The 19,307-nt window shown below is 68.6% G+C and carries 17 protein-coding genes; 14 read left to right on the top strand and 3 right to left on the bottom strand.

What is annotated here, in order from left to right; genetic code table 11:
* Window positions 1-2: 2 nt before the first annotated feature.
* Window positions 3-962 carry a 1-phosphofructokinase family hexose kinase gene (locus MELE44368_RS25920; protein ID WP_128111083.1) on the top strand — a complete coding sequence of 320 codons (960 nt, stop codon included), beginning with the start codon at window positions 3-5 and terminating at the stop codon, window positions 960-962.
* Here the strand turns inward: MELE44368_RS25920 and MELE44368_RS25915 are convergent.
* Window positions 959-1,834 (bottom strand): 3-oxoacyl-[acyl-carrier-protein] synthase III C-terminal domain-containing protein, encoded by an 876-nt coding sequence (locus tag MELE44368_RS25915; protein WP_128111082.1) that lies wholly within the window; start codon window positions 1,832-1,834, stop codon window positions 959-961. The two genes, MELE44368_RS25920 and MELE44368_RS25915, sit on opposite strands and share 4 nt — an antisense overlap.
* On the bottom strand, window positions 1,818-2,903 hold the full coding sequence (locus tag MELE44368_RS25910) for a 3-oxoacyl-ACP synthase III family protein (protein WP_128111187.1): 1,086 nt from the start codon (window positions 2,901-2,903) through the stop codon (window positions 1,818-1,820). The genes MELE44368_RS25915 and MELE44368_RS25910 overlap by 17 nt, the downstream gene beginning before the upstream one ends.
* A 196-nt stretch (window positions 2,904-3,099) precedes the next feature.
* Between MELE44368_RS25910 and MELE44368_RS25905 the strand changes: the two genes are divergently transcribed.
* The gene (locus MELE44368_RS25905) at window positions 3,100-4,827 is read left to right on the top strand and encodes a GAF domain-containing sensor histidine kinase (protein WP_241566774.1); all 1,728 of its coding nucleotides are present in this window, start codon (window positions 3,100-3,102) and stop codon (window positions 4,825-4,827) included.
* A gap of 6 nt (window positions 4,828-4,833) precedes the next feature.
* Here MELE44368_RS25905 and MELE44368_RS25900 read toward each other — a convergent pair whose 3' ends face one another.
* Window positions 4,834-6,039, bottom strand: a complete 1,206-nt coding sequence (locus MELE44368_RS25900) for a serine hydrolase domain-containing protein (protein ID WP_128111081.1) — start codon at window positions 6,037-6,039, stop codon at window positions 4,834-4,836.
* 111 nt (window positions 6,040-6,150) lie between these two features.
* On the opposite strand from MELE44368_RS25900, the gene pyrR reads away from it, so the two are divergent.
* The 12 genes from pyrR (at window position 6,151) to metK (ending at window position 19,262) form a co-directional block, all read left to right on the top strand.
* Entirely contained in the window at window positions 6,151-6,705 is a 555-nt protein-coding gene (gene pyrR / locus MELE44368_RS25895) for a bifunctional pyr operon transcriptional regulator/uracil phosphoribosyltransferase PyrR (RefSeq protein ID WP_128111080.1), read from the top strand.
* Window positions 6,702-7,661, top strand: a complete 960-nt coding sequence (locus MELE44368_RS25890; protein WP_128111079.1) for an aspartate carbamoyltransferase catalytic subunit — start codon at window positions 6,702-6,704, stop codon at window positions 7,659-7,661. The genes pyrR and MELE44368_RS25890 overlap by 4 nt, the downstream gene beginning before the upstream one ends.
* On the top strand, window positions 7,658-8,962 hold the full coding sequence (locus MELE44368_RS25885) for a dihydroorotase (RefSeq protein ID WP_128111078.1): 1,305 nt from the start codon (window positions 7,658-7,660) through the stop codon (window positions 8,960-8,962). Before MELE44368_RS25890 ends, MELE44368_RS25885 begins: the two co-directional genes overlap by 4 nt.
* A 76-nt stretch (window positions 8,963-9,038) precedes the next feature.
* Window positions 9,039-9,539 (top strand): PH-like domain-containing protein, encoded by a 501-nt coding sequence (locus tag MELE44368_RS25880; protein ID WP_128111077.1) that lies wholly within the window; start codon window positions 9,039-9,041, stop codon window positions 9,537-9,539.
* On the top strand, window positions 9,536-10,660 hold the full coding sequence (carA, locus tag MELE44368_RS25875) for a glutamine-hydrolyzing carbamoyl-phosphate synthase small subunit (RefSeq protein WP_128111076.1): 1,125 nt from the start codon (window positions 9,536-9,538) through the stop codon (window positions 10,658-10,660). Before MELE44368_RS25880 ends, carA begins: the two co-directional genes overlap by 4 nt.
* Window positions 10,661-10,736: 76 nt before the next feature.
* A complete protein-coding gene (carB, locus tag MELE44368_RS25870) occupies window positions 10,737-14,084 on the top strand; it encodes a carbamoyl-phosphate synthase large subunit (protein ID WP_128111075.1) in 3,348 nt (1,115 codons plus the stop codon).
* A complete protein-coding gene (gene pyrF / locus MELE44368_RS25865) occupies window positions 14,081-14,899 on the top strand; it encodes an orotidine-5'-phosphate decarboxylase (protein ID WP_128111074.1) in 819 nt (272 codons plus the stop codon). The genes carB and pyrF overlap by 4 nt, the downstream gene beginning before the upstream one ends.
* A gap of 454 nt (window positions 14,900-15,353) precedes the next feature.
* Window positions 15,354-15,668, top strand: coding sequence for an integration host factor, actinobacterial type (gene mihF / locus MELE44368_RS25860; RefSeq protein ID WP_006244838.1), 315 nt, complete (start codon window positions 15,354-15,356; stop codon window positions 15,666-15,668).
* Window positions 15,669-15,684: 16 nt separating this feature from the next.
* Entirely contained in the window at window positions 15,685-16,260 is a 576-nt protein-coding gene (gene gmk / locus MELE44368_RS25855) for a guanylate kinase (RefSeq protein ID WP_128111073.1), read from the top strand.
* 87 nt (window positions 16,261-16,347) lie between these two features.
* Complete coding sequence (gene rpoZ / locus MELE44368_RS25850; RefSeq protein WP_128111072.1) at window positions 16,348-16,665, top strand: DNA-directed RNA polymerase subunit omega; 318 nt, start codon at window positions 16,348-16,350, stop codon at window positions 16,663-16,665.
* A gap of 19 nt (window positions 16,666-16,684) precedes the next feature.
* The gene (coaBC, locus tag MELE44368_RS25845; RefSeq protein WP_128111071.1) at window positions 16,685-17,932 is read left to right on the top strand and encodes a bifunctional phosphopantothenoylcysteine decarboxylase/phosphopantothenate--cysteine ligase CoaBC; all 1,248 of its coding nucleotides are present in this window, start codon (window positions 16,685-16,687) and stop codon (window positions 17,930-17,932) included.
* A 121-nt stretch (window positions 17,933-18,053) separates the two neighbouring features.
* Window positions 18,054-19,262 (top strand): methionine adenosyltransferase, encoded by a 1,209-nt coding sequence (metK, locus tag MELE44368_RS25840; RefSeq protein ID WP_128111070.1) that lies wholly within the window; start codon window positions 18,054-18,056, stop codon window positions 19,260-19,262.
* Window positions 19,263-19,307 lie beyond the last annotated feature (45 nt).

The raw sequence follows: 19,307 nt of genomic DNA, 5'->3' as shown, positions 1-19,307 counted from the left end.
GCATGACAACGCCGCGGATCGTCACGCTGACGATGAACCCTGCGCTCGACATCGCGACGTCAGCTGACGTGGTACGCCCGACCGAGAAGATTCGTTGCGGCAGTGCGCGTTACGACCCGGGCGGGGGCGGCATCAACGTGGCCCGTGTCGCGCACGTGCTCGGAGCGGCGGTGTCCGCGGTATTTCCCGTCGGCGGCCCCATCGGCGACCTGCTGGCACAGCTCATCAAGGACGCCGGCGTGCCACATCGCCGCATCGAGATCGGCGAATCGACCCGGGAGAGCTTCACGGTCAACGAACGCCACACCAACGAGCAGTACCGATTCGTCCTACCGGGCCCGCACCTGACGATCAGCGAACGAGCGCGGTGCCTCGACGAACTGCGGAAGGTCGCGGCCGGTGCGGAGTTCGTCGTGGCCAGCGGCAGCCTGCCGCCCGGGGTGCCCCCCGATCTCTATCAGCGCGTCGCCGACGTCAGTCGCGAACTCGGCGCCCTGTTCATCTTGGACACCTCGGGACATGCGCTCGCGTCTATGCACACCGGCGTGTTCCTGCTGAAACCCAGCCTGCGAGAGCTGCGCGAGCACGTGGGTCGCGACCTGCGCACCGAAGCCGAACAGTTGGCCGCCGCACGGGAACTCATCGACGCGGGCATCACCCAGGCGGTCGTCGTGTCGCTCGGTTCACAAGGAGCGCTGCTCGTCACCGCAGCGCACAGCCAACGATTCCGCGCGATTCCGGCCCGACCGGTCAGCAGTGTCGGTGCCGGCGATGCGATGGTTGCCGGGATCACGGTCGGCCTGAGTCGAGGCTGGTCGCTGAGCGAGGCGGTGCGGTTCGGCATCGCCGCGGCCACGGCCATGCTTCTGACACCCGGCACCGAAGTCCCCACCCGCGCCGCCGTGGAGCGGTTCTTCGGCATAGTGGGGCAACCGACGGATTTCGAGCCCGTCGGCGGCTAGCGCGGAATCCGATAAAGCGCGGCGCCCGCCGTGACCCCCGCCGCCGCGGCCACAAGCAGGACGCAGGCTCCGGCTGCAAGCTGGTCGGTGCCCCGTTGAAACGCCGCGGCCAGCGACGCGGTGTGGGCCTTCTCATCGTCTGCGACGGCGACGGTGTCCACCGCGATCCCGAGTCGCTCGGCAAGGGCCGCTTGGTACGCCCGCCGCGCCGGGGCGGCAACAACCACGTCGACATCCGTTGTGTCGAGGGATTCTGCGCGAAGGCACCGGCGGGCCGCCTCGGCGGCAGCCTCGGCGAAGCGGAGGTCGACTTCCGCCGTCTCGTGGAACCGGAGAACGTTGCGGCCGTTGACGAGCCCGGCGGTGGCGTTGTAGCTTTCGCCGTCGTCTGGCGTGTGGGTCCAGTACACGCTGCCGAGTCCGTCGTAACCGCCGGTCCACGTGCATGACATCGCCGCTCCGACAGGCGAATACGGGAAGTGCTCGCTGTGTGCTCTGCCGGGGTCGGCGTCACTCGCCACGATCAGCGCGCTGTCGACGGTGTGCGATTCGAGGAAGCCATCGACGATCTGTAAGGCGGTGAGAACGCCGCAGGTTCCGTTGGCGACGTCGAAGGAAAAGGTTCCGTGGCCGTGGCTGTGCGGATCTTCCGGGTTCGCGCCGATGTCCTCCTGGATCATGGCCGCGAGGGCGGGTTCCCCGAGGTTGCGGTCTCGGTAGATGCCCGCGTTGACCAGAAGGTCGAGGTCGCGCGGATCCCGTCCCACCCGGCGCAGGCAGGTCTTGGCCGCCGCGTCCGCGAGACGCAGCGCGCTGTGTCGTCTTCGCCACCGACCGCGGGCGACGCTGACGTTCTCAATGATCGTGCCCATAGCGGCTCACCAGCGTCTCGTCCAACGTCAACAGGACCACACCGATCTCCAGGCCAGAGGCGAGGGCGATGAGGGCGATCGTCTCGCCGGGCCGGATGTGGCCGGCTTCGAGTTCTTCGATGAGGGCCACGGTGTGTGTGGTCGACGCGGTGTTGCCGTACCTGTCGACCGTGATCACCGCATCGTGTCGTGGTCCCTCGCCGAATGCCATGGTGACCTCGGCCATCCCCTTGCGGATCGCCCGCGCGGACGTCTGGTGAGTGATGACGTGATCGATGTCGTGCATCGAGATGCCGGCTATCTCCAGAACCTCATGCAACAGCGGTGGGGTGTTCGACATCGCCGCGCGGTGGATACCGCGGGCGTCTGTGAACATCCGGGCGCCGGGATCGCCTCCCTTCGGATAGCCGAGGCACAGGCGGCTGTAGTCCGCGACCGTCGTGAAGCCGGCGAGCGAGATCCCCCCGGAGTCACCGGTGGCACGTTCGAGCAGGAGCGCCGCACCCGCGTCCCCGAGCGTCAACGACGCGAGCTCTTTGCTCATGAAGTTGTGGATGTGGCGGGCGGCGTTTCGGCCCAGTTGGGAGATGTACTCGCCGCTGACCACCAGCGCGCGTTCGACGGCGCCGCGCCGAATCCAGTTGTTGGCGACCGTGACGCCGGTCAGCATGCCCGCGCACGCGTTGTTGATGTCGAAGGTCATCGCGACGTCGGCGCCGATCGCACGGGCCACCGCGCCACTCGAGGTCGGCTCCAGCCATTGCGTCAAGCCGCCGCGGAACTTGGTGATGCTGCAGTTGATCACGACATCGATGGAGGCGGGGTCGCGTCGGGCCTTGTCGAGACAGTTCACCGCCGCCGAGGTCGCCAGGCTGATCGAGTCCTCGTCGCCGACGGACACGCGACGTTCGTGGATGCCGGTCAGCCGCTCGAGGTCGATGTGGGGGTGATGCCGCGCCGTCGCCATCAGCTCATCGGTGGTGAGGCGGGTGGGCGGCAGGTGCCTGCCCGCGCCCGCCAGCCGGGTGCGGAACGGGGTGGTGTCGTCCTGCCGGGTGGCCTCCACCATCAGCCAATGGGTGCGCACCGGTTCAGGGTCGAATACGCCGGGCGAGACCGCTAGGCGCATTGGTCCCCGCCGGCGGGGACCTTCGACCCTGCATCACGGGTGCACGGTTTTTCTACTCTCGTGTCCGACGTCGTCGGGGCCGTCAAATTGTGTCCGGAACGCTTCACGCTCCGGTCAGAAATGTGACGATGGGGTGGTGACCGATGAGACCGACGGGCGGACGGACACTGGCATCGCGCCGCTGCGAGAGACCCTGTCCCAGCTGCGGCTGCGCGAACTGCTCGTCGAGGTCCAGGACCGCATCGAACAGATCGTCGAGGGGCGGGACCGGATGGACGGTCTCGTCGAGGCCATGCTGGTGGTGACATCGGGTCTGGAACTCGATCAGACCCTCAACAAGATCGTGCGCACCGCCGCCGACCTCGTCGATGCCCGATACGCGGCGCTGGGCGTGCGCGGGCACGGCCACGAACTGGTCGAGTTCGTCTACACGGGCATCGACGAAGAGCAGCGCGAGAAGATCGGCCACCTGCCCGAGGGCCGCGGCGTGCTGGGGGTCCTGATCGACGACCCCAAACCGATCCGGTTGGACAACATCGCCCACCATGCCGCTTCCGTCGGATTTCCCCGGCACCATCCGCCGATGCGGACCTTCCTCGGGGTGCCGGTGCGGATCCGCGACAAAGTGTTCGGCAACCTGTACCTGACGGAGAAGGCGGGTGGCCTGCCGTTCAGTGAAGACGACGAAGTGCTGGTCCAGGCGCTTGCCAACGCGGCGGGCATCGCTATCGACAACGCGCGCCTGTATGAGTCGGCGAAGACGCGCCAGGCCTGGATCGTGGCCACCCGGGATATCGGGACGGAGCTGCTCGCCGGAACCGATCCGGGCCGGGTGTTTCACCTTGCGGCGGCCAAATCCCGTGAGCTCAGCGGGGCGGAGTTGACGTTCGTCGTCGTGCCGTCGGACCCGGAGGCGCCGCCTGACGAGGTTGACGAGTTCGTCGTGGCCGCGACGTCCGGGGACGGCCCGGCACCGGTGCCGGATTGGATTCCGGTGGAAGGCACCTCGATCGGCCGGGCGTTCGTCGAGCGCGCGCCGGAACGACTCGATCGATTCGGCGACGCGCGCTCTGACAAGGACGCCGCCGGCCCGGCGCTGGTGCTTCCCCTGCGCGCCGCCGACGCGGTCGCGGGTGTGCTCGTCGCGCTTCGCCCGCCGAATGCGCAACCGTTCACCGACGATGAACTCGACATGATGGCGGCCTTCGCGGACCAGGCGGCGCTCGCATGGCGGTCGGCGACGGCACAGCACCAGATGCGTGAACTCAGCATCCTGTCGGACCGGGACCGCATTGCCCGCGATCTGCACGACCACGTGATCCAGCGGATCTTCGCCGTCGGCCTGTCACTGCAAGGGGTGATTCCGCGGGCCCGCGTTCCCGAAGTGCGGCAACGCCTTTTGGACTGCGTCGACGATCTTCAGGAGGTCATCCAGGAGATCCGCACGACGATCTTCGATCTTCACGGCGCGGCAACCGGCACCACTCGACTGAGGCAGCGGCTGGATGAGGCCGTCGCACAGTTCTCCAGCTCTCAGTTGCGGATCAGGATCCAGTACACGGGACCGCTGTCGATCGTCGACGCCGAGATCGCCGATCACGCCGAAGCCGTTGTCCGCGAGGCAATCAGCAACGCCGTCCGCCATGCCGACGCCACGACGCTGAACATCAGCGTCGTGGTGGCCGAGGACCTGACCATCGAGGTCGTCGACAACGGCAGGGGCTTCACCGGCGAAATCACCCGCAGTGGCCTGAACAACCTGCAGACACGCGCGCTGGATGTGGGTGGTGGTTTCACCGTGCAGAGCACGGCCGGCGAGGGAACGGTGCTGCGGTGGTCAGCGCCCTGCCTGGGCGCCGAGTGACCGCCGTCAGATGTCGAGCGCTTGGTAAGTCCGACGGACGAATTTCGGTTGCGTCGACTGCAGTTTCAGCAGCGAGGTGTTGCCCGCGACGGCGGCCGCGGCGTCCGCGCTGAGGTTGGGGAAGTTCTGGATGAGGTAGATCAGGATCAGATCCTCGCTGGGATCGGCCTGCCACCAGGTGCCGTAGGCGCCCGGCCAGCTGAAGGTGCCCGCCCCGCCGGGACCGTACAGCTGCCGGGACCGTGCCGGATCGGTGACCACCGACAGGTTCAGCCCGAAGCCGCGCCCGATCCAGAACGGCATCCCGAGGAAGTCATGCTGCTTCTGCTCATCGGTCAGCCGGTCGGTGCGCATCGAACGCACCGATTCCTCCGAAAGCACTCGCACACCGTCGATCTCGCCGCCGGCCAGCAGCATCCGGGCGAAGGCCAGATAGTCGTCGGCGGTGGAGAACAGGTTCGCACCGCCCATGCAGAACGGGGGCGGCGACACCGGGGTGGGGCCCATCGCGTCGTGGCTGAGCGTGTCGTTCTCGGTGAGCTTGTACATGGTGGCGGCCCGGCCCCGGTTGCGGGACGGCACGTAGAAGCCGGTGTCGGTCATGTTCAACGGACCCAGGATTCGCTCGGTGAGCACGTCGTGCAGCGACTTGCCTTCGATCCGCTCGAGGATGATGCCCAGCACGTCGGTGGCGTTGCTGTAGGTCATCCGCTCACCGGGTTGGTGCTGCAGCGGGAGCTCCGCGATCTCGGCCAGCCAGCCGTCGGGGTCCTGCTTCACCGAGATGCGCGAGTACGCGCGCGCCAGCGGACCCACCACCGAGAAGTAGTAGGCCAGCCCGCTGCGGTGCGTCATCAGGTCCTCGACGGTGATCGCGCGCCGCGCCGGACGGGTCTTGTCCAGCGGCCCGCCGGGCGTGTCGAGCACCCGCATCTGCTCCATCTCGGGCAGCCACTTGGTGACCGGGTCGGTCAGCGCCAGCCTGCCCTCGTCCACCAGCGACATCGCCGCGGCGACCGTGACCGGTTTGGTCATCGACGCGATCCGGAAGATCGTGTCGCGCTGCATCGGCAGGCGCGCCTCGACGTCGCGGTAGCCGAGCTCGTTGACCTGCAGCACCTGTCCGGCGCGCCAGACCAAGGTGACCGCGCCTGCGAGCAGGCCGGCGTCGATGGCCTCGCGGATGGATGCCTGATTGCTGTCCAGATTCACCGCGCCAGCGTATCCAGCGGCGGTCCCGGCCCTCGGGGGTGCTAAGCTCGGCGAAGTTTCGACATCCTTTAATGAGCCGTCCAGAGAGGCGGAGAAGGAGGTCAGAGTCGCTTGGGCTCTTCAGGCGCCGACCGGGAGTTGATGTCCGCAGCGGACGTCGGCCGGACCATCTCCCGAATCGCCCATCAGATCATCGAAAAAACCGCACTCGACGGCCCCGACGCGCCACGCGTCGTGTTGCTCGGCATCCCGACGCGGGGCGTCATCCTGGCCGCGCGGTTGGCCGCGAAGATCAAGGAGTTCTCCGGGGTCGACGTCCCGCACGGGGCGCTGGACATCACGCTGTACCGCGACGACCTCAACATCAAGCCGCCGCGGCCGCTGGAGGACACGTCGATACCCGAAGGCGGCATCGACGACGCGCTGGTGATCCTGGTCGACGACGTGCTGTATTCGGGGCGTTCGGTGCGTTCGGCGCTGGACGCGCTGCGCGACATCGGCAGGCCCCGCGCCGTGCAGCTCGCGGTGCTGGTCGACCGCGGCCACCGGGAGTTGCCGCTGCGTGCCGACTACGTCGGCAAGAACGTGCCGACCTCGCGCAGCGAGAGCGTGCACCTTCTGCTCACCGAACACGACGACCGCGACGGGGTGGTGATCTCCAAATGACGGCACGGCACCTGCTGTCGGCAGCGGACCTGTCCCGCGACGAGGCCTTGGCGATTCTCGACGACGCCGACCGGTTCAGCCAGGCGTTGCTCGGCCGCGACGTCAAGAAGCTGCCGACGCTGCGGGGGCGCACGATCATCACGATGTTCTACGAGAACTCCACCCGTACCCGGGTGTCGTTCGAGGTCGCAGGCAAGTGGATGAGCGCCGACGTCATCAACGTCAGCGCATCGGGATCGTCTGTGTCCAAAGGCGAATCGCTGCGCGACACCGCGCTGACCCTGCGCGCGGCCGGCGCCGACGCGCTCATCATCCGTCACCCCGCGTCCGGCGCGCCCCAGCAGCTCGCCGAATGGACGGCCGCAGGCGCCGACGGGGCCGGGCCCACGGTGATCAACGCGGGCGACGGCACCCACGAGCACCCCACCCAGGCTCTGCTCGATGCGCTGACCATCCGGCAGCGACTCGGCGACATCGACGGCAAGCGGGTGGTGATCGTCGGTGACGTCCTGCACAGCCGCGTCGCCAGGTCGAACGTGCTGCTGCTCAACACGCTTGGCGCCGAGGTGGTGCTGGTCGCACCGCCGACGCTGCTGCCCGCGGGGGTCCAGGGCTGGCCGGTCACCGTCTCGCACGACCTCGACGCCGAACTGCCGCTCGCCGACGCGGTGCTGATGCTGCGCGTGCAGGCCGAGCGGATGTACGGCGGGTTCTTCCCGTCGGCGCGGGAGTACTCGGCGCTCTACGGGCTCTCGGAGAAGCGGCAGGCGATGCTGCCCGGCAACGCGGTGGTCCTGCACCCCGGCCCGATGATCCGCGGCATGGAGATCGCGTTCTCCGTCGCCGATTCCTCGCAATCGGCTGTGCTGCAACAGGTTTCCAACGGTGTGCACGTCCGGATGGCCGTGTTGTTCCACCTGCTGGTAGGCGCGGAGCGGGAGGCGATCAGCGCATGAGCACCGTGATTCGAGGGGTTCGGCTCTACGGCGAGGGCGACCGGGTCGATGTTCTGGTGGCCGACGGCCAGATCGCCGAGATCGGCACGGGGCTGGCTGAGTCCGGAGGACTCGAAAAGGCGTGGGACGTGTTCGACGCCACCGATCAGGTGGTGCTGCCCGGATTCGTCGACCTGCACACCCATCTGCGTGAACCGGGCCGGGAGTACGCCGAGGACATCGAAACCGGCTCGGCCGCAGCGGCGCTGGGCGGGTACACCGCGGTGTTCGCGATGGCGAACACCAACCCGGTCGCCGACAGCCCGGTGGTCACCGATCACGTGTGGCACCGCGGGCAGCAGGTCGGACTGGTCGACGTGCACCCGGTCGGGGCGGTCACCATGGGGTTGGCCGGCGCCCAGCTGACCGAGATGGGCCTGATGGCCGCGGGCGCGGGGCAGGTGCGGATGTTCTCCGACGACGGCATCTGCGTGCACGATCCGCTGATCATGCGCCGTGCGCTCGAGTACGCGAAGGGGCTGGGCGTGCTGATCGCCCAGCACGCCGAAGAGCCGCGGCTCACCGCCGGCGCCGTCGCGCACGAAGGGCCCAACGCGGCCCGGCTCGGGCTGGCCGGGTGGCCGCGTGCCGCCGAGGAGTCGATCGTGGCACGCGATGCGCTGCTGGCCCGCGACGCCGGGGCCCGAGTGCACATCTGCCACGCCTCGACGGCCGGCACTGTGGAGATCGTCAAATGGGCGAAGGCTCAAGGTATTTCGATCACCGCCGAGGTGACGCCGCATCATCTGTTGCTGGATGACCGGCGGCTGGCGAGCTACGACGGCCGCAACCGGGTCAACCCGCCGCTGCGCGAGGCCGCCGACACCGATGCGCTGCGTCAGGCGCTGGCCGACGGGGTGATCGACTGTGTGGCCACCGATCACGCCCCGCACGCCGAGCACGAGAAGTGCTGCGAGTTCGCCGAGGCCCGACCGGGAATGCTCGGCCTGGAAACCGCGTTGTCGGTCGTGGTGGAGACGATGGTGCGGCCGGGGCTGCTGACATGGCGCGATGTGGCGCGTGTGATGAGCGAGAACCCGGCCCGCATCGTCGGGTTGCCCGATCAGGGCAGGCCGCTGGAGGTCGGCGAGCCGGCCAACCTCACCGTCGTCGACCCCGACGCCACCTGGACTGTCGAAGGGGCGGCGCTGGCCAGCCGGTCGGCGAACACACCGTTCGAATCGATGGAACTGCCGGCGTCGGTGACGCTGACCATGCTGCGCGGCAAGATCACGGCGCGCGACGGGAAATGTCCGGCATGAGCGCCGAGATGGACGAAATGGCGAAATCCACTCGCACTTTTCCGCCCGTGTGTCCCTTTGGGCGAAAGGTCGCGACGTGAACACGGGGACGTTGGTGGGGTCGCTGGTCGTGGCCGCGGTCCTGGCGGTGGTGATCGCCGTGCTGATCCAGGCCATGATCCGGGGCTGGCGCCGCCGCGCCGAGCGCCAAGCCGAGCTCATCGGTGCGCTGCCGCCGCTGCCCGACACCGTCGGCCAGGCCGTCGTCGCACCGACCAAGGGCCTGTATGTCGGCAGCACGCTGGCGCCGCGCTGGAACGACCGGGTGGTCGTCGGCGACCTCGGCTTCCGCACCAAGGCCGTGCTGACCCGCTACCCCGAGGGAATCATGGTGCAGCGCAGCGGCGCACGACCGATCTGGATACCCGACGAGTCGATCTCCGCGATCCGCACCGAACGCGCCATCGCCGGTAAGGCCCTGACCCACGAAGGGATCCTGGCGATCCGGTGGCGGCTGCCGTCGGGCACCGAGATCGACACCGGGTTTCGCGCCGATGACCGCGGGGAATATGCGCGGTGGCTTGAGGAGGCTGCATGAATTCCAAGGCTGTCCTGGTGCTCGAGGACGGCCGCGTCTTCACCGGCACCGCGTACGGCGCGGTCGGTCAGACCCTGGGCGAAGCGGTGTTCTCCACCGCGATGTCCGGATACCAGGAGACGCTCACCGACCCGAGCTACCACGGCCAGATCGTGGTCGCCACCGCGCCGCAGATCGGCAACACGGGCTGGAACCAAGAGGACTCCGAGAGCCGTGGCGACAAGATCTGGGTGGCCGGATACGCCGTCCGCGACCCGTCGCCGCGGGCGTCGAGCTGGCGCGCCACCGGGACGCTGGAGGACGAGCTGGTCCGCCAGAACGTCGTCGGCATCGCGAACATCGACACCCGCGCGGTGGTGCGTCACCTGCGCAGCCGCGGCTCGATGAAGGCCGGGGTGTTCAGCGGAGAGGCGCTCGCCGAACTCGATGAGCTGCTGGCCCGGGTGCGGGCCCAGCCGTCGATGCTGGGCGCCAACCTGGCGGGCGAGGTCAGCACCGAGGCGGCGTATGTGGTGGAACCCGAAGGGCCGCCGCGGTTTACCGTCGCCGCGGTAGACCTCGGAATCAAGATCAACACCCCGCGCAACTTCACCCGCCGCGGCATCCGGAGCCATGTGCTGCCGTCGACGGTGACCTTCGAGCAGATCGCGGACCTCAAGCCCGACGGGGTCTTTCTGTCCAACGGGCCCGGCGACCCGGCCACCGCCGACCACATCGTTGAGGTGACCCGCGCGGTGCTCGGCGCCGGGATTCCGCTGTTCGGCATCTGCTTCGGCAACCAGATCCTCGGCCGCGCGCTTGGGCGCAAGACGTACAAGATGGTGTTCGGGCACCGCGGGATCAACATCCCGGTCATCGACCACGCCACCGGGCGGGTCGCGGTGACCGCGCAGAACCACGGGTTCGCGCTCGAGGGCGAGGCGGGGGAGCAGTTCGACACCCCGTTCGGTAAGGCCGTCGTCAGCCACACCTGCGCCAACGACGGCGTGGTCGAAGGCGTCAAACTGCTTGACGGTAAAGCGTTTTCGGTGCAATACCATCCCGAGGCCGCGGCCGGCCCGCACGACGCCAACTCCCTGTTCGACCAGTTCGTCGACCTGATGGCGGGGGAGGACCGGTGACTGTGCGGATTGATACGCCCCGACCGGCGTGTCGCGTACGAAACCGCACAGTGGGTGCGGAGAGGGGGGAGCGGTAATGCCGAGGCGCACCGACCTCAACCACGTGCTGGTGATCGGCTCCGGGCCGATCGTGATCGGCCAGGCCTGCGAGTTCGACTACTCCGGCACCCAGGCCTGCCGCGTGCTCAAATCCGAGGGCCTGCAGGTCAGCCTGGTCAACTCCAACCCGGCGACGATCATGACCGACCCGGAGTTCGCCGACCAGACCTACGTCGAGCCGATCACGCCCGCGTTCGTCGAACGCGTCATCGCCCAACAGGCCGAGCGCGGCAACAAGATCGACGCGCTGCTGGCCACCCTGGGCGGGCAGACCGCGCTCAACACCGCCGTCGCCCTCTACGAGAACGGGGTGCTGGAGCGCTACGGCGTCGAACTCATCGGCGCGGACTTCGAGGCGATCCAACGCGGCGAGGACCGGCAACGGTTCAAGGACATCGTCACCAAGGTCGGTGGCGAATCCGCGCGCTCGCGGGTGTGTTTCACGATGGACGAGGTTCGCGAGACGGTGGCCGAGCTGGGGTTGCCGGTCGTCGTGCGGCCCTCGTTCACCATGGGCGGGCTCGGCTCGGGAATGGCCTACTCCGCGGAGGACGTCGACCGGATGGCCGGCCACGGCCTGGCCTCCTCGCCGAGCGCCAACGTGCTCATCGAGGAATCCATCTTCGGGTGGAAGGAATACGAACTCGAGCTGATGCGCGACGGCAACGACAACGTGGTCGTGGTGTGCTCGATCGAGAACGTCGACCCGATGGGCGTGCACACCGGCGACTCGGTCACCGTCGCCCCCGCGATGACGCTCACCGACCGCGAGTACCAGACCATGCGCGATCTCGGCATCGCGATCCTGCGCGAGGTCGGCGTGGACACCGGCGGCTGCAACATCCAGTTCGCGGTCAACCCGGCCGACGGCCGGCTCATCGTCATCGAGATGAACCCGCGGGTGTCGCGGTCCTCCGCGCTGGCGTCCAAGGCCACCGGGTTCCCGATCGCCAAGATCGCGGCGAAGCTGGCCATCGGCTACACGCTCGACGAGATCGTCAACGACATCACCAAGGAGACCCCGGCCTGCTTCGAGCCGACGCTGGACTACGTCGTCGTCAAGGCGCCGCGGTTCGCGTTCGAGAAGTTCCCCGGCGCCGACGGCACGCTGACCACCACGATGAAATCCGTCGGCGAGGCGATGTCGTTGGGTCGCAACTTCATCGAGTCGCTCGGCAAGGTGATGCGCTCGCTGGAGACCACCAGGGCCGGGTTCTGGACCGCGCCCGACCCCGACGTCACCGTCGACGAACTGCTGCAGAACCTCAAGACCCCCACCGACGGGCGGCTCTATGACATCGAGCACGCGCTGCGCCTGGGCGCCAGCGCCGAGCAGGTGTCGCAAGCCTCCGGTGTGGACCCCTGGTTCGTCGAACAGATCGCCGGGCTGGTGGCGCTGCGCGCGGAGATCGTCGACGCGCCGGTGCTGGACGCCGACCTGCTGCGGCGCAGCAAGTACCACGGCCTGTCGGATCGCCAAATCGCCGCGCTGCGACCCGAATTGGCAGGCGAGGTCGGGGTGCGGGCGCTGCGGGAACGGCTGGGCATCCATCCCGTCTACAAGACCGTCGACACCTGCGCGGCCGAGTTCGAGGCCAAGACGCCCTACCACTACAGCAGCTACGAACTCGACCCCGCGGCCGAGACCGAGGTCGCCCCGCAGACCGAGAAGCCCAAGGTGCTCATCCTGGGCTCGGGCCCCAACCGCATCGGCCAGGGCATCGAATTCGACTACAGCTGCGTGCACGCCGCCACCACCCTGAGCCAGGCCGGCTTCGAGACGGTCATGATCAACTGCAACCCCGAGACGGTGTCCACCGACTACGACACCGCCGACCGGCTCTACTTCGAACCGCTGACGTTCGAGGACGTGCTCGAGATCTACTACGCCGAACAGCAATCCGGGCTGGGCGGACCAGGTGTCGTCGGGGCCATCGTGCAGCTGGGCGGGCAGACCCCGCTCGGGCTGGCCGACCGGCTCGAACAGGCCGGGGTGCCGATCGTCGGCACCACTCCGAACGCGATCGACATGGCCGAGGACCGCGGCGCGTTCGGCGAGGTGCTGGCCAACGCCGGGCTGCCCGCCCCGAAGTTCGGCACCGCGACCAGCTTCGAGCAGGCCCGCCGGATCGCCGCCGACATCGGCTACCCGGTGTTGGTGCGGCCCTCCTACGTGCTGGGCGGGCGCGGCATGGAGATCGTCTACGACGACGACACCCTGCACGGCTACATCACCCGCGCCACCCAGTTGTCGCCCGAACATCCGGTGCTCGTGGACCGGTTCCTCGAGGACGCCATCGAGATCGACGTCGACGCGCTGTGCGACGGCACCGAGGTCTACATCGGCGGCATCATGGAGCACATCGAGGAGGCCGGCATCCACTCCGGTGACTCGGCGTGTGCGCTGCCGCCGGTGACGCTGGGCCGCAGCGACATCGAGTCGGTGCGCCGCGCCACCGAGGCCATCGCGCACGGTATCGGCGTGGTCGGCCTGCTCAACGTGCAGTACGCGCTGAAGGACGACGTGCTCTACGTGCTGGAGGCCAACCCGCGCGCCAGCCGTACGGTGCCGTTCGTCTCGAAGGCCACCGCGGTGCCGCTGGCCAAAGCCTGCGCGCGGATCATGCTGGGCGCCACCATCGCCCAGCTGCGCGACGAGGGCCTGCTGGCCAAGACCGGCGACGGCGCCACGTTCTCGGCGAAGACCCGGCACGCGCCGGTCGCCGTCAAGGAGGCGGTGCTGCCGTTCCACCGGTTCCGCGGGGTCGACGGGGCGCAGATCGACAACCTGCTGGGTCCGGAGATGAAGTCCACCGGCGAGGTGATGGGCATCGACCGCGACTTCGGCAGCGCGTTCGCCAAGAGCCAGACCGCCGCCTACGGTTCGCTGCCCACCGAGGGCACCGTGTTCGTGTCGGTGGCCAACCGCGACAAACGCTCGCTGGTGTTCCCCGTCAAACGGCTCGCCGACCTGGGGTTCCGGGTGCTGGCCACCGAAGGCACCGCGGAAATGTTGCGCCGCAACGGGATTCCGTGCGACGAGGTGCGAAAGCACTTTCAGGAGCCGACGCCCGACGGCCCGAAGATGTCGGCGGTGGACGCCATCAAGGCGGGCGAGGTCGACATGGTGATCAACACCCCGTATGGCAACTCCGGCCCGCGCGTCGACGGTTACGAGATCCGCTCGGCCGCAGTGTCGAACAACATCCCGTGCGTGACGACGGTGCAGGGCGCGTCGGCGGCGGTGCAGGGCATCGAGGCAGGGATCCGCGGCGAGATCGACGTGATGTCGCTGCAGGAACTGCACAACTCGCTGGGATCGTGACCGGCTTCGGTCGGCGGCTGGCCGACGCGGTGTCGACCCGCGGGCCGCTGTGTCTCGGCATCGACCCGCACCCGGAACTGCTGCGGGCGTGGGAACTTTCGGTCGACGCCGACGGGCTGCGCAGGTTCTGCGACATCTGCGTCGCGGCGTTCGAGGGGTTCGCGGTGGTCAAACCCCAGGTGGCGTTCTTCGAGGCCTACGGCGCGGCAGGCTATTCGGTGCTCGAGCACACCATCGCCGTGTTGCGCGAGGCCGAGGTGCTGGTGCTCGCCGACGCCAAACGCGGTGACATCGGTTCGACGATGGCGGCCTATGCCCAGGCGTGGGCGGGAGATTCACCGTTGGCGGCCGACGCGGTCACCGCGTCGCCGTATCTGGGCTTCGGCTCGCTGCAACCGTTGTTCGACACCGCGCTGGCCCGCGGGCGTGGCGTCTTCGTGCTCGCCGCCACCTCGAACCCCGAAGGGCACACGGTGCAACGCGCGGTCGCCGACGGGCGCAGCGTCGCACAGGCGATCGTCGACGCCGCCGCGGAACTCAACCGCGCCGGCGCGCCCGAGCCGGGCGCCGTCGGCGTCGTCGTCGGCGCCACGTTGTCGGACCCACCCGACGTGAGCGCACTGGGCGGGCCCGTGCTGGTTCCCGGGGTGGGCGCCCAGGGCGGGCGCCCCGACGCGCTGGGCGGTCTGGGCGGGGCGAAGCCGGGCCAGTTGCTGCCCGCCGTATCGCGCGAGGTGCTGCGGGCCGGACCCGACGTCGCCGAGCTGCGTCACGCTGCCGAGGCGACGCGCGATGCGGTGGCGTACCTGGCCTGAGGAGCCTGAGGAGCCGGTATTCCCCCGCGCAAACAGTCACATCAGTAACACAACGAACATAAGTCACGTCAGTCACAGCACTGTGCCCGTCAGCGCGGCTCGACACGCCCGACACGCGCTGACCTGCGAAAATTTTTAGAAAAAGCTGCTGGCCCGGCCTCGGACCGGTCTCGCGTATCGCCGCGGTTTCCGCCATCGTCAAGGGCCTGCACGAAATCCCTTGAGTGGGAGGAAATTCCACTTGAAGCCGGCCCGATCACGTCGTTTCGGCGTCCGATACGCGTGCTCGGGGCCGGACACAGCACCGCCTTACACGCTGGGCTTTTGGGCCCGGAACCGGGGGGTGGGGTTCGCATTCGTCAGGATGCGTGGGTACGGTCGTCGTCGCTGGCTGTTCTGGATTGGTCCTATCAGCCGATTTATTGAAAATGATGGTGATGAGACGGAGGAACCCGTGGCCCTTCCCCAGTTGACCGACGAACAGCGCGCGGCAGCGTTGGAGAAGGCTGCCGCCGCACGTCGAATCCGGGCTGAACTCAAGGATCGGCTCAAGCGCGGTGGCACCAATCTCAAGCAGGTGCTCAAGGACGCCGAGACCGATGAGGTACTCGGCAAGATGAAGGTTTCCGCGCTGCTGGAGGCCCTGCCCAAGGTCGGCAAGGTCAAGGCGCAGGAAATCATGACCGAGCTCGAAATCGCCCCCACCCGCCGGCTGCGCGGCCTGGGCGATCGCCAGCGCAAGGCGCTGCTGGAAAAGTTCGACCAGTAGTTCCCGGGCGCAGAAGTTGAGCGCCGGCCGAGGGGTCGGCCGGGTAGTTGTGCTGTCCGGCCCCTCTGCCGTCGGGAAGTCGACCCTCGTGCGCTGCCTGCGCGAACGAATTCCCGACTTGTACTTCAGCGTGTCGGTCACCACCAGAGCGCCCCGCCCCGGCGAGGTCGACGGTGTCGACTACTCGTTTGTGACCGACGAGCAGTTTCAGCAGCTGATCGACAGTGGGGCGCTGTTGGAGTGGGCCGAAATCCACGGGGGTCTGCACCGCTCCGGCACCCCGGCGCAGCCTGTGCGCGACGCCACCGCGGCGGGTCATCCTGTCCTCATCGAGGTGGATTTGGCGGGGGCGCGGTCGGTGAAGCAGGCGATGCCCGAGGCCATCACCGTGTTCGTCGCCCCGCCCGACTGGGCGACGCTGGAGAACCGGCTGAGCGGGCGGGGTACCGAAAGCCCCGAGGTGATGGATCGCCGGCTCGCGACCGCGAAGGCGGAAATGGCCGCACAGGACGAGTTCGACGTGGTGGTGGTGAACAGGCAATTGGAATCGGCCTGCGCCGAATTGGTATCCTTGCTGGTGGCCCAAGACTGACCCAGCGCCAGAGCCGGCGCAGGAAGCCCCGATAGCCACCTCAGTTTCAGAGGCAACCAGCCAGCCAACCGCCAGGAGAATTTTTACGTGAGCACCCCGCACGCCGATACGCAGCTGGCCGCCGTGGACAAGTTCGACACGTCCGCCGCCGGCGCCTACGACACGCCGCTCGGCATCACCAACCCGCCGATCGACGAGTTGCTGGAGCGCGTATCGAGCAAGTACGCCCTGGTGATCTTCGCCGCCAAGCGCGCTCGCCAGATCAACGACTACTACAACCAGCTCGGCGACGGCATCCTCGAGTACGTCGGGCCGCTGGTCGAGCCGGGCCTTCAGGAGAAGCCGCTGTCGATCGCGCTGCGCGAGATCCACGCAGACCTGCTCGAGCACACCGAAGGCGAGTAGCGACTCAGGAGCGGCCTGGATGGAGCCCAAGCGGATCATCGTCGGCGTCGCCGGTGGCATCGCCGCATACAAGGCGGCGACCGTGGTCCGCCAGCTCACCGAGGCCGGACATTCGGTGCGGGTCATCCCGACCGAGTCCGCCCTGCGTTTCGTCGGCGCGGCGACGTTCGAAGCGCTGTCCGGCAACCCCGTGCACACCGGCGTCTGGGATGACGTGCACGAGGTGCCGCATGTGCGCCTCGGGCAGGAGGCCGACCTCGTCGTCGTCGCACCCGCCACCGCCGACCTGCTGTCACGTGCGGCCACCGGACGCGCCGACGACCTGCTGACCGCGACGCTGCTCACGGCGCGATGTCCGGTGCTGCTGGCCCCGGCCATGCACACCGAGATGTGGTTTCACCCCGCGACCGTCGACAACGTCGCTACGTTGCGCCGCCGCGGGGTGGTGGTGCTCGAACCGGCGTCGGGCCGGCTCACCGGCGCCGACACCGGAGCGGGGCGGTTGCCCGAGGCCGAGGAGATCACCACGTTCGCCCAGCTGCTGCTGGCCCGCGCCGACGCGCTGCCCTACGACCTGGCTGGGGTCAAGGCGCTGGTCACCGCCGGCGGCACCCGCGAGCCGATCGACCCGGTGCGATTCATCGGCAACCGCAGCTCCGGTAAGCAGGGCTATGCGATGGCCCGGGTGATGGCCCAGCGTGGCGCGGAGGTCACGCTGATCGCCGGCAACACCGCGGGCCTGATCGACCCGGCCGGGGTCGAGGTCGTGCACATCGGCTCGGCCGCCCAGCTCAAAGACGCGGTGTCCAAGCACGCACCCGCTGCCCACGTGCTGGTCATGGCTGCCGCCGTCGCCGATTTCCGGCCGGTCACCCAGTCGACCAGCAAGATCAAGAAGGGCCCGGAGAGCCAGGGCGAGCCGGTCATCGAGCTCACCCGCACCGACGATGTGCTGGCCGGCGCCGTGCGCGCCCGCGCCGACGGGCAGCTGCCCAACATGCGGGCCATCGTCGGGTTCGCCGCCGAGACCGGCGACGCCAACGGCGACGTGCTGTTCCACGCCAGGGCCAAACTGCAGCGCAAGGGCTGTGACCTGCTCGTCGTCAACGCCGTCGGCGAGAACCGCGCGTTCGAGGTGGACAACAACGACGGCTGGCTGCTTGCGGCCGACGGCACCGAGTCGGCGTTGGAACACGGTTCGAAGACCCTGATGGCCAGTCGTATCGTGGACGCGATCGCGTCGTTCCTCAGGAGCGGCGGCGGATAGCTCGATCACACGTCTGCTGCGCCCAAGGGTTGCGCAGAACCGGCGCACGCGCTTGGGTGCAACCGGGCGGCCCGAACCGAGGCCTACAATTCGACCAACTAACTTTCGGAAGGACCACACCGTGACGCAAGCTCGGCTGTTTACCAGTGAGTCGGTAACCGAGGGCCATCCCGACAAGATCTGCGACGCCATCAGCGACTCGGTGCTCGACGCGTTGCTCGCCGACGATCCCAAATCGCGCGTCGCGGTGGAGACCCTGGTCACGACCGGGCAGGTGCACGTGGTCGGCGAGGTGACGACCGCGGCCAAGGAGGCGTTCGCCGACATCACCAACACGGTGCGCGAACGCATCCTCGAGATCGGCTACGACTCCTCGGAGAAGGGGTTCGACGGGGAGACCTGCGGCGTCAACATCGGTATCGGCGCGCAGTCACCAGACATCGCCCAGGGCGTCGACACGGCCCACGAGACCCGCGTCGAAGGCGCCGCCGACCCGCTGGACTCCCAGGGCGCCGGGGACCAGGGGCTGATGTTCGGCTACGCGATCAAGGACACCCCGGAACTGATGCCGCTGCCCATCGCGCTGGCGCACCGGCTGTCGCGGCGGCTGACCGAGGTCCGCAAGAGCGGGGTGCTGGACTACCTGCGCCCCGACGGCAAGACCCAGGTCACCGTCCAGTACGACGGCACCACCCCGGTGCGCCTGGACACCGTGGTGCTCTCCACCCAGCACGCCGCGGGTATCGACCTGGAAGCCACGCTGACGCCCGACATCCGCGAGAAGGTCGTCAACACCGTGCTGGCCGACCTCAGCCACGACACGATGGACACCTCGGACTTCCGTCTGCTGGTGAACCCGACCGGCAAGTTCGTGCTCGGCGGGCCGATGGGGGACGCGGGCCTGACCGGCCGCAAGATCATCGTCGACACCTACGGCGGATGGGCCCGTCACGGCGGCGGTGCGTTCTCCGGGAAGGATCCGTCCAAGGTGGACCGCTCCGCGGCGTACGCGATGCGCTGGGTGGCCAAGAACGTGGTCGCCGCGGGCCTGGCCGATCGCGTCGAGGTGCAGGTCGCCTACGCGATCGGCAAGGCCGCCCCGGTCGGGCTGTTCGTCGAGACCTTCGGGACCGAGACCGTCGACCCGGCCCGCATCGAGAAGGCCATCACGTCGGTGTTCGACCTGCGGCCCGGCGCGATCGTGCGCGATCTGGACCTGCTGCGCCCGATTTACGCGCAGACCGCCGCCTACGGCCACTTCGGTCGCACCGACATCGAGCTGCCGTGGGAGCAGCTCAACAAGGTCGACGAGCTCAAGGCCTCCGTCTAGCTCGCGCTAGCCATCTCGAAACTGACGCAATGGTCGCCGTCAGCG

Origin of the sequence: Mycolicibacterium elephantis DSM 44368 (genome assembly GCF_004014805.1) — a bacterium.
Classification (GTDB): domain Bacteria; phylum Actinomycetota; class Actinomycetes; order Mycobacteriales; family Mycobacteriaceae; genus Mycobacterium; species Mycobacterium elephantis.
This window is presented reverse-complemented; position numbering and strand designations above follow the sequence as displayed.

Bases quoted from the DNA above. Each gene is read 5' to 3' on its own strand.
- MELE44368_RS25890 (WP_128111079.1), top strand. From the start codon at position 6,702: ATGACGGCACGGCACCTGCTGTCGGCAGCGGACCTGTCCCGCGACGAG.
- MELE44368_RS25915 (WP_128111082.1), bottom strand. From the start codon at position 1,834: ATGGGCACGATCATTGAGAACGTCAGCGTCGCCCGCGGTCGGTGGCGA.
- carA (WP_128111076.1), top strand. From the start codon at position 9,536: ATGAATTCCAAGGCTGTCCTGGTGCTCGAGGACGGCCGCGTCTTCACC.
- carB (WP_128111075.1), top strand. From the start codon at position 10,737: ATGCCGAGGCGCACCGACCTCAACCACGTGCTGGTGATCGGCTCCGGG.
- MELE44368_RS25885 (WP_128111078.1), top strand. From the start codon at position 7,658: ATGAGCACCGTGATTCGAGGGGTTCGGCTCTACGGCGAGGGCGACCGG.
- MELE44368_RS25920 (WP_128111083.1), top strand. From the start codon at position 3: ATGACAACGCCGCGGATCGTCACGCTGACGATGAACCCTGCGCTCGAC.
- coaBC (WP_128111071.1), top strand. From the start codon at position 16,685: ATGGAGCCCAAGCGGATCATCGTCGGCGTCGCCGGTGGCATCGCCGCA.
- MELE44368_RS25910 (WP_128111187.1), bottom strand. From the start codon at position 2,903: ATGGTGGAGGCCACCCGGCAGGACGACACCACCCCGTTCCGCACCCGG.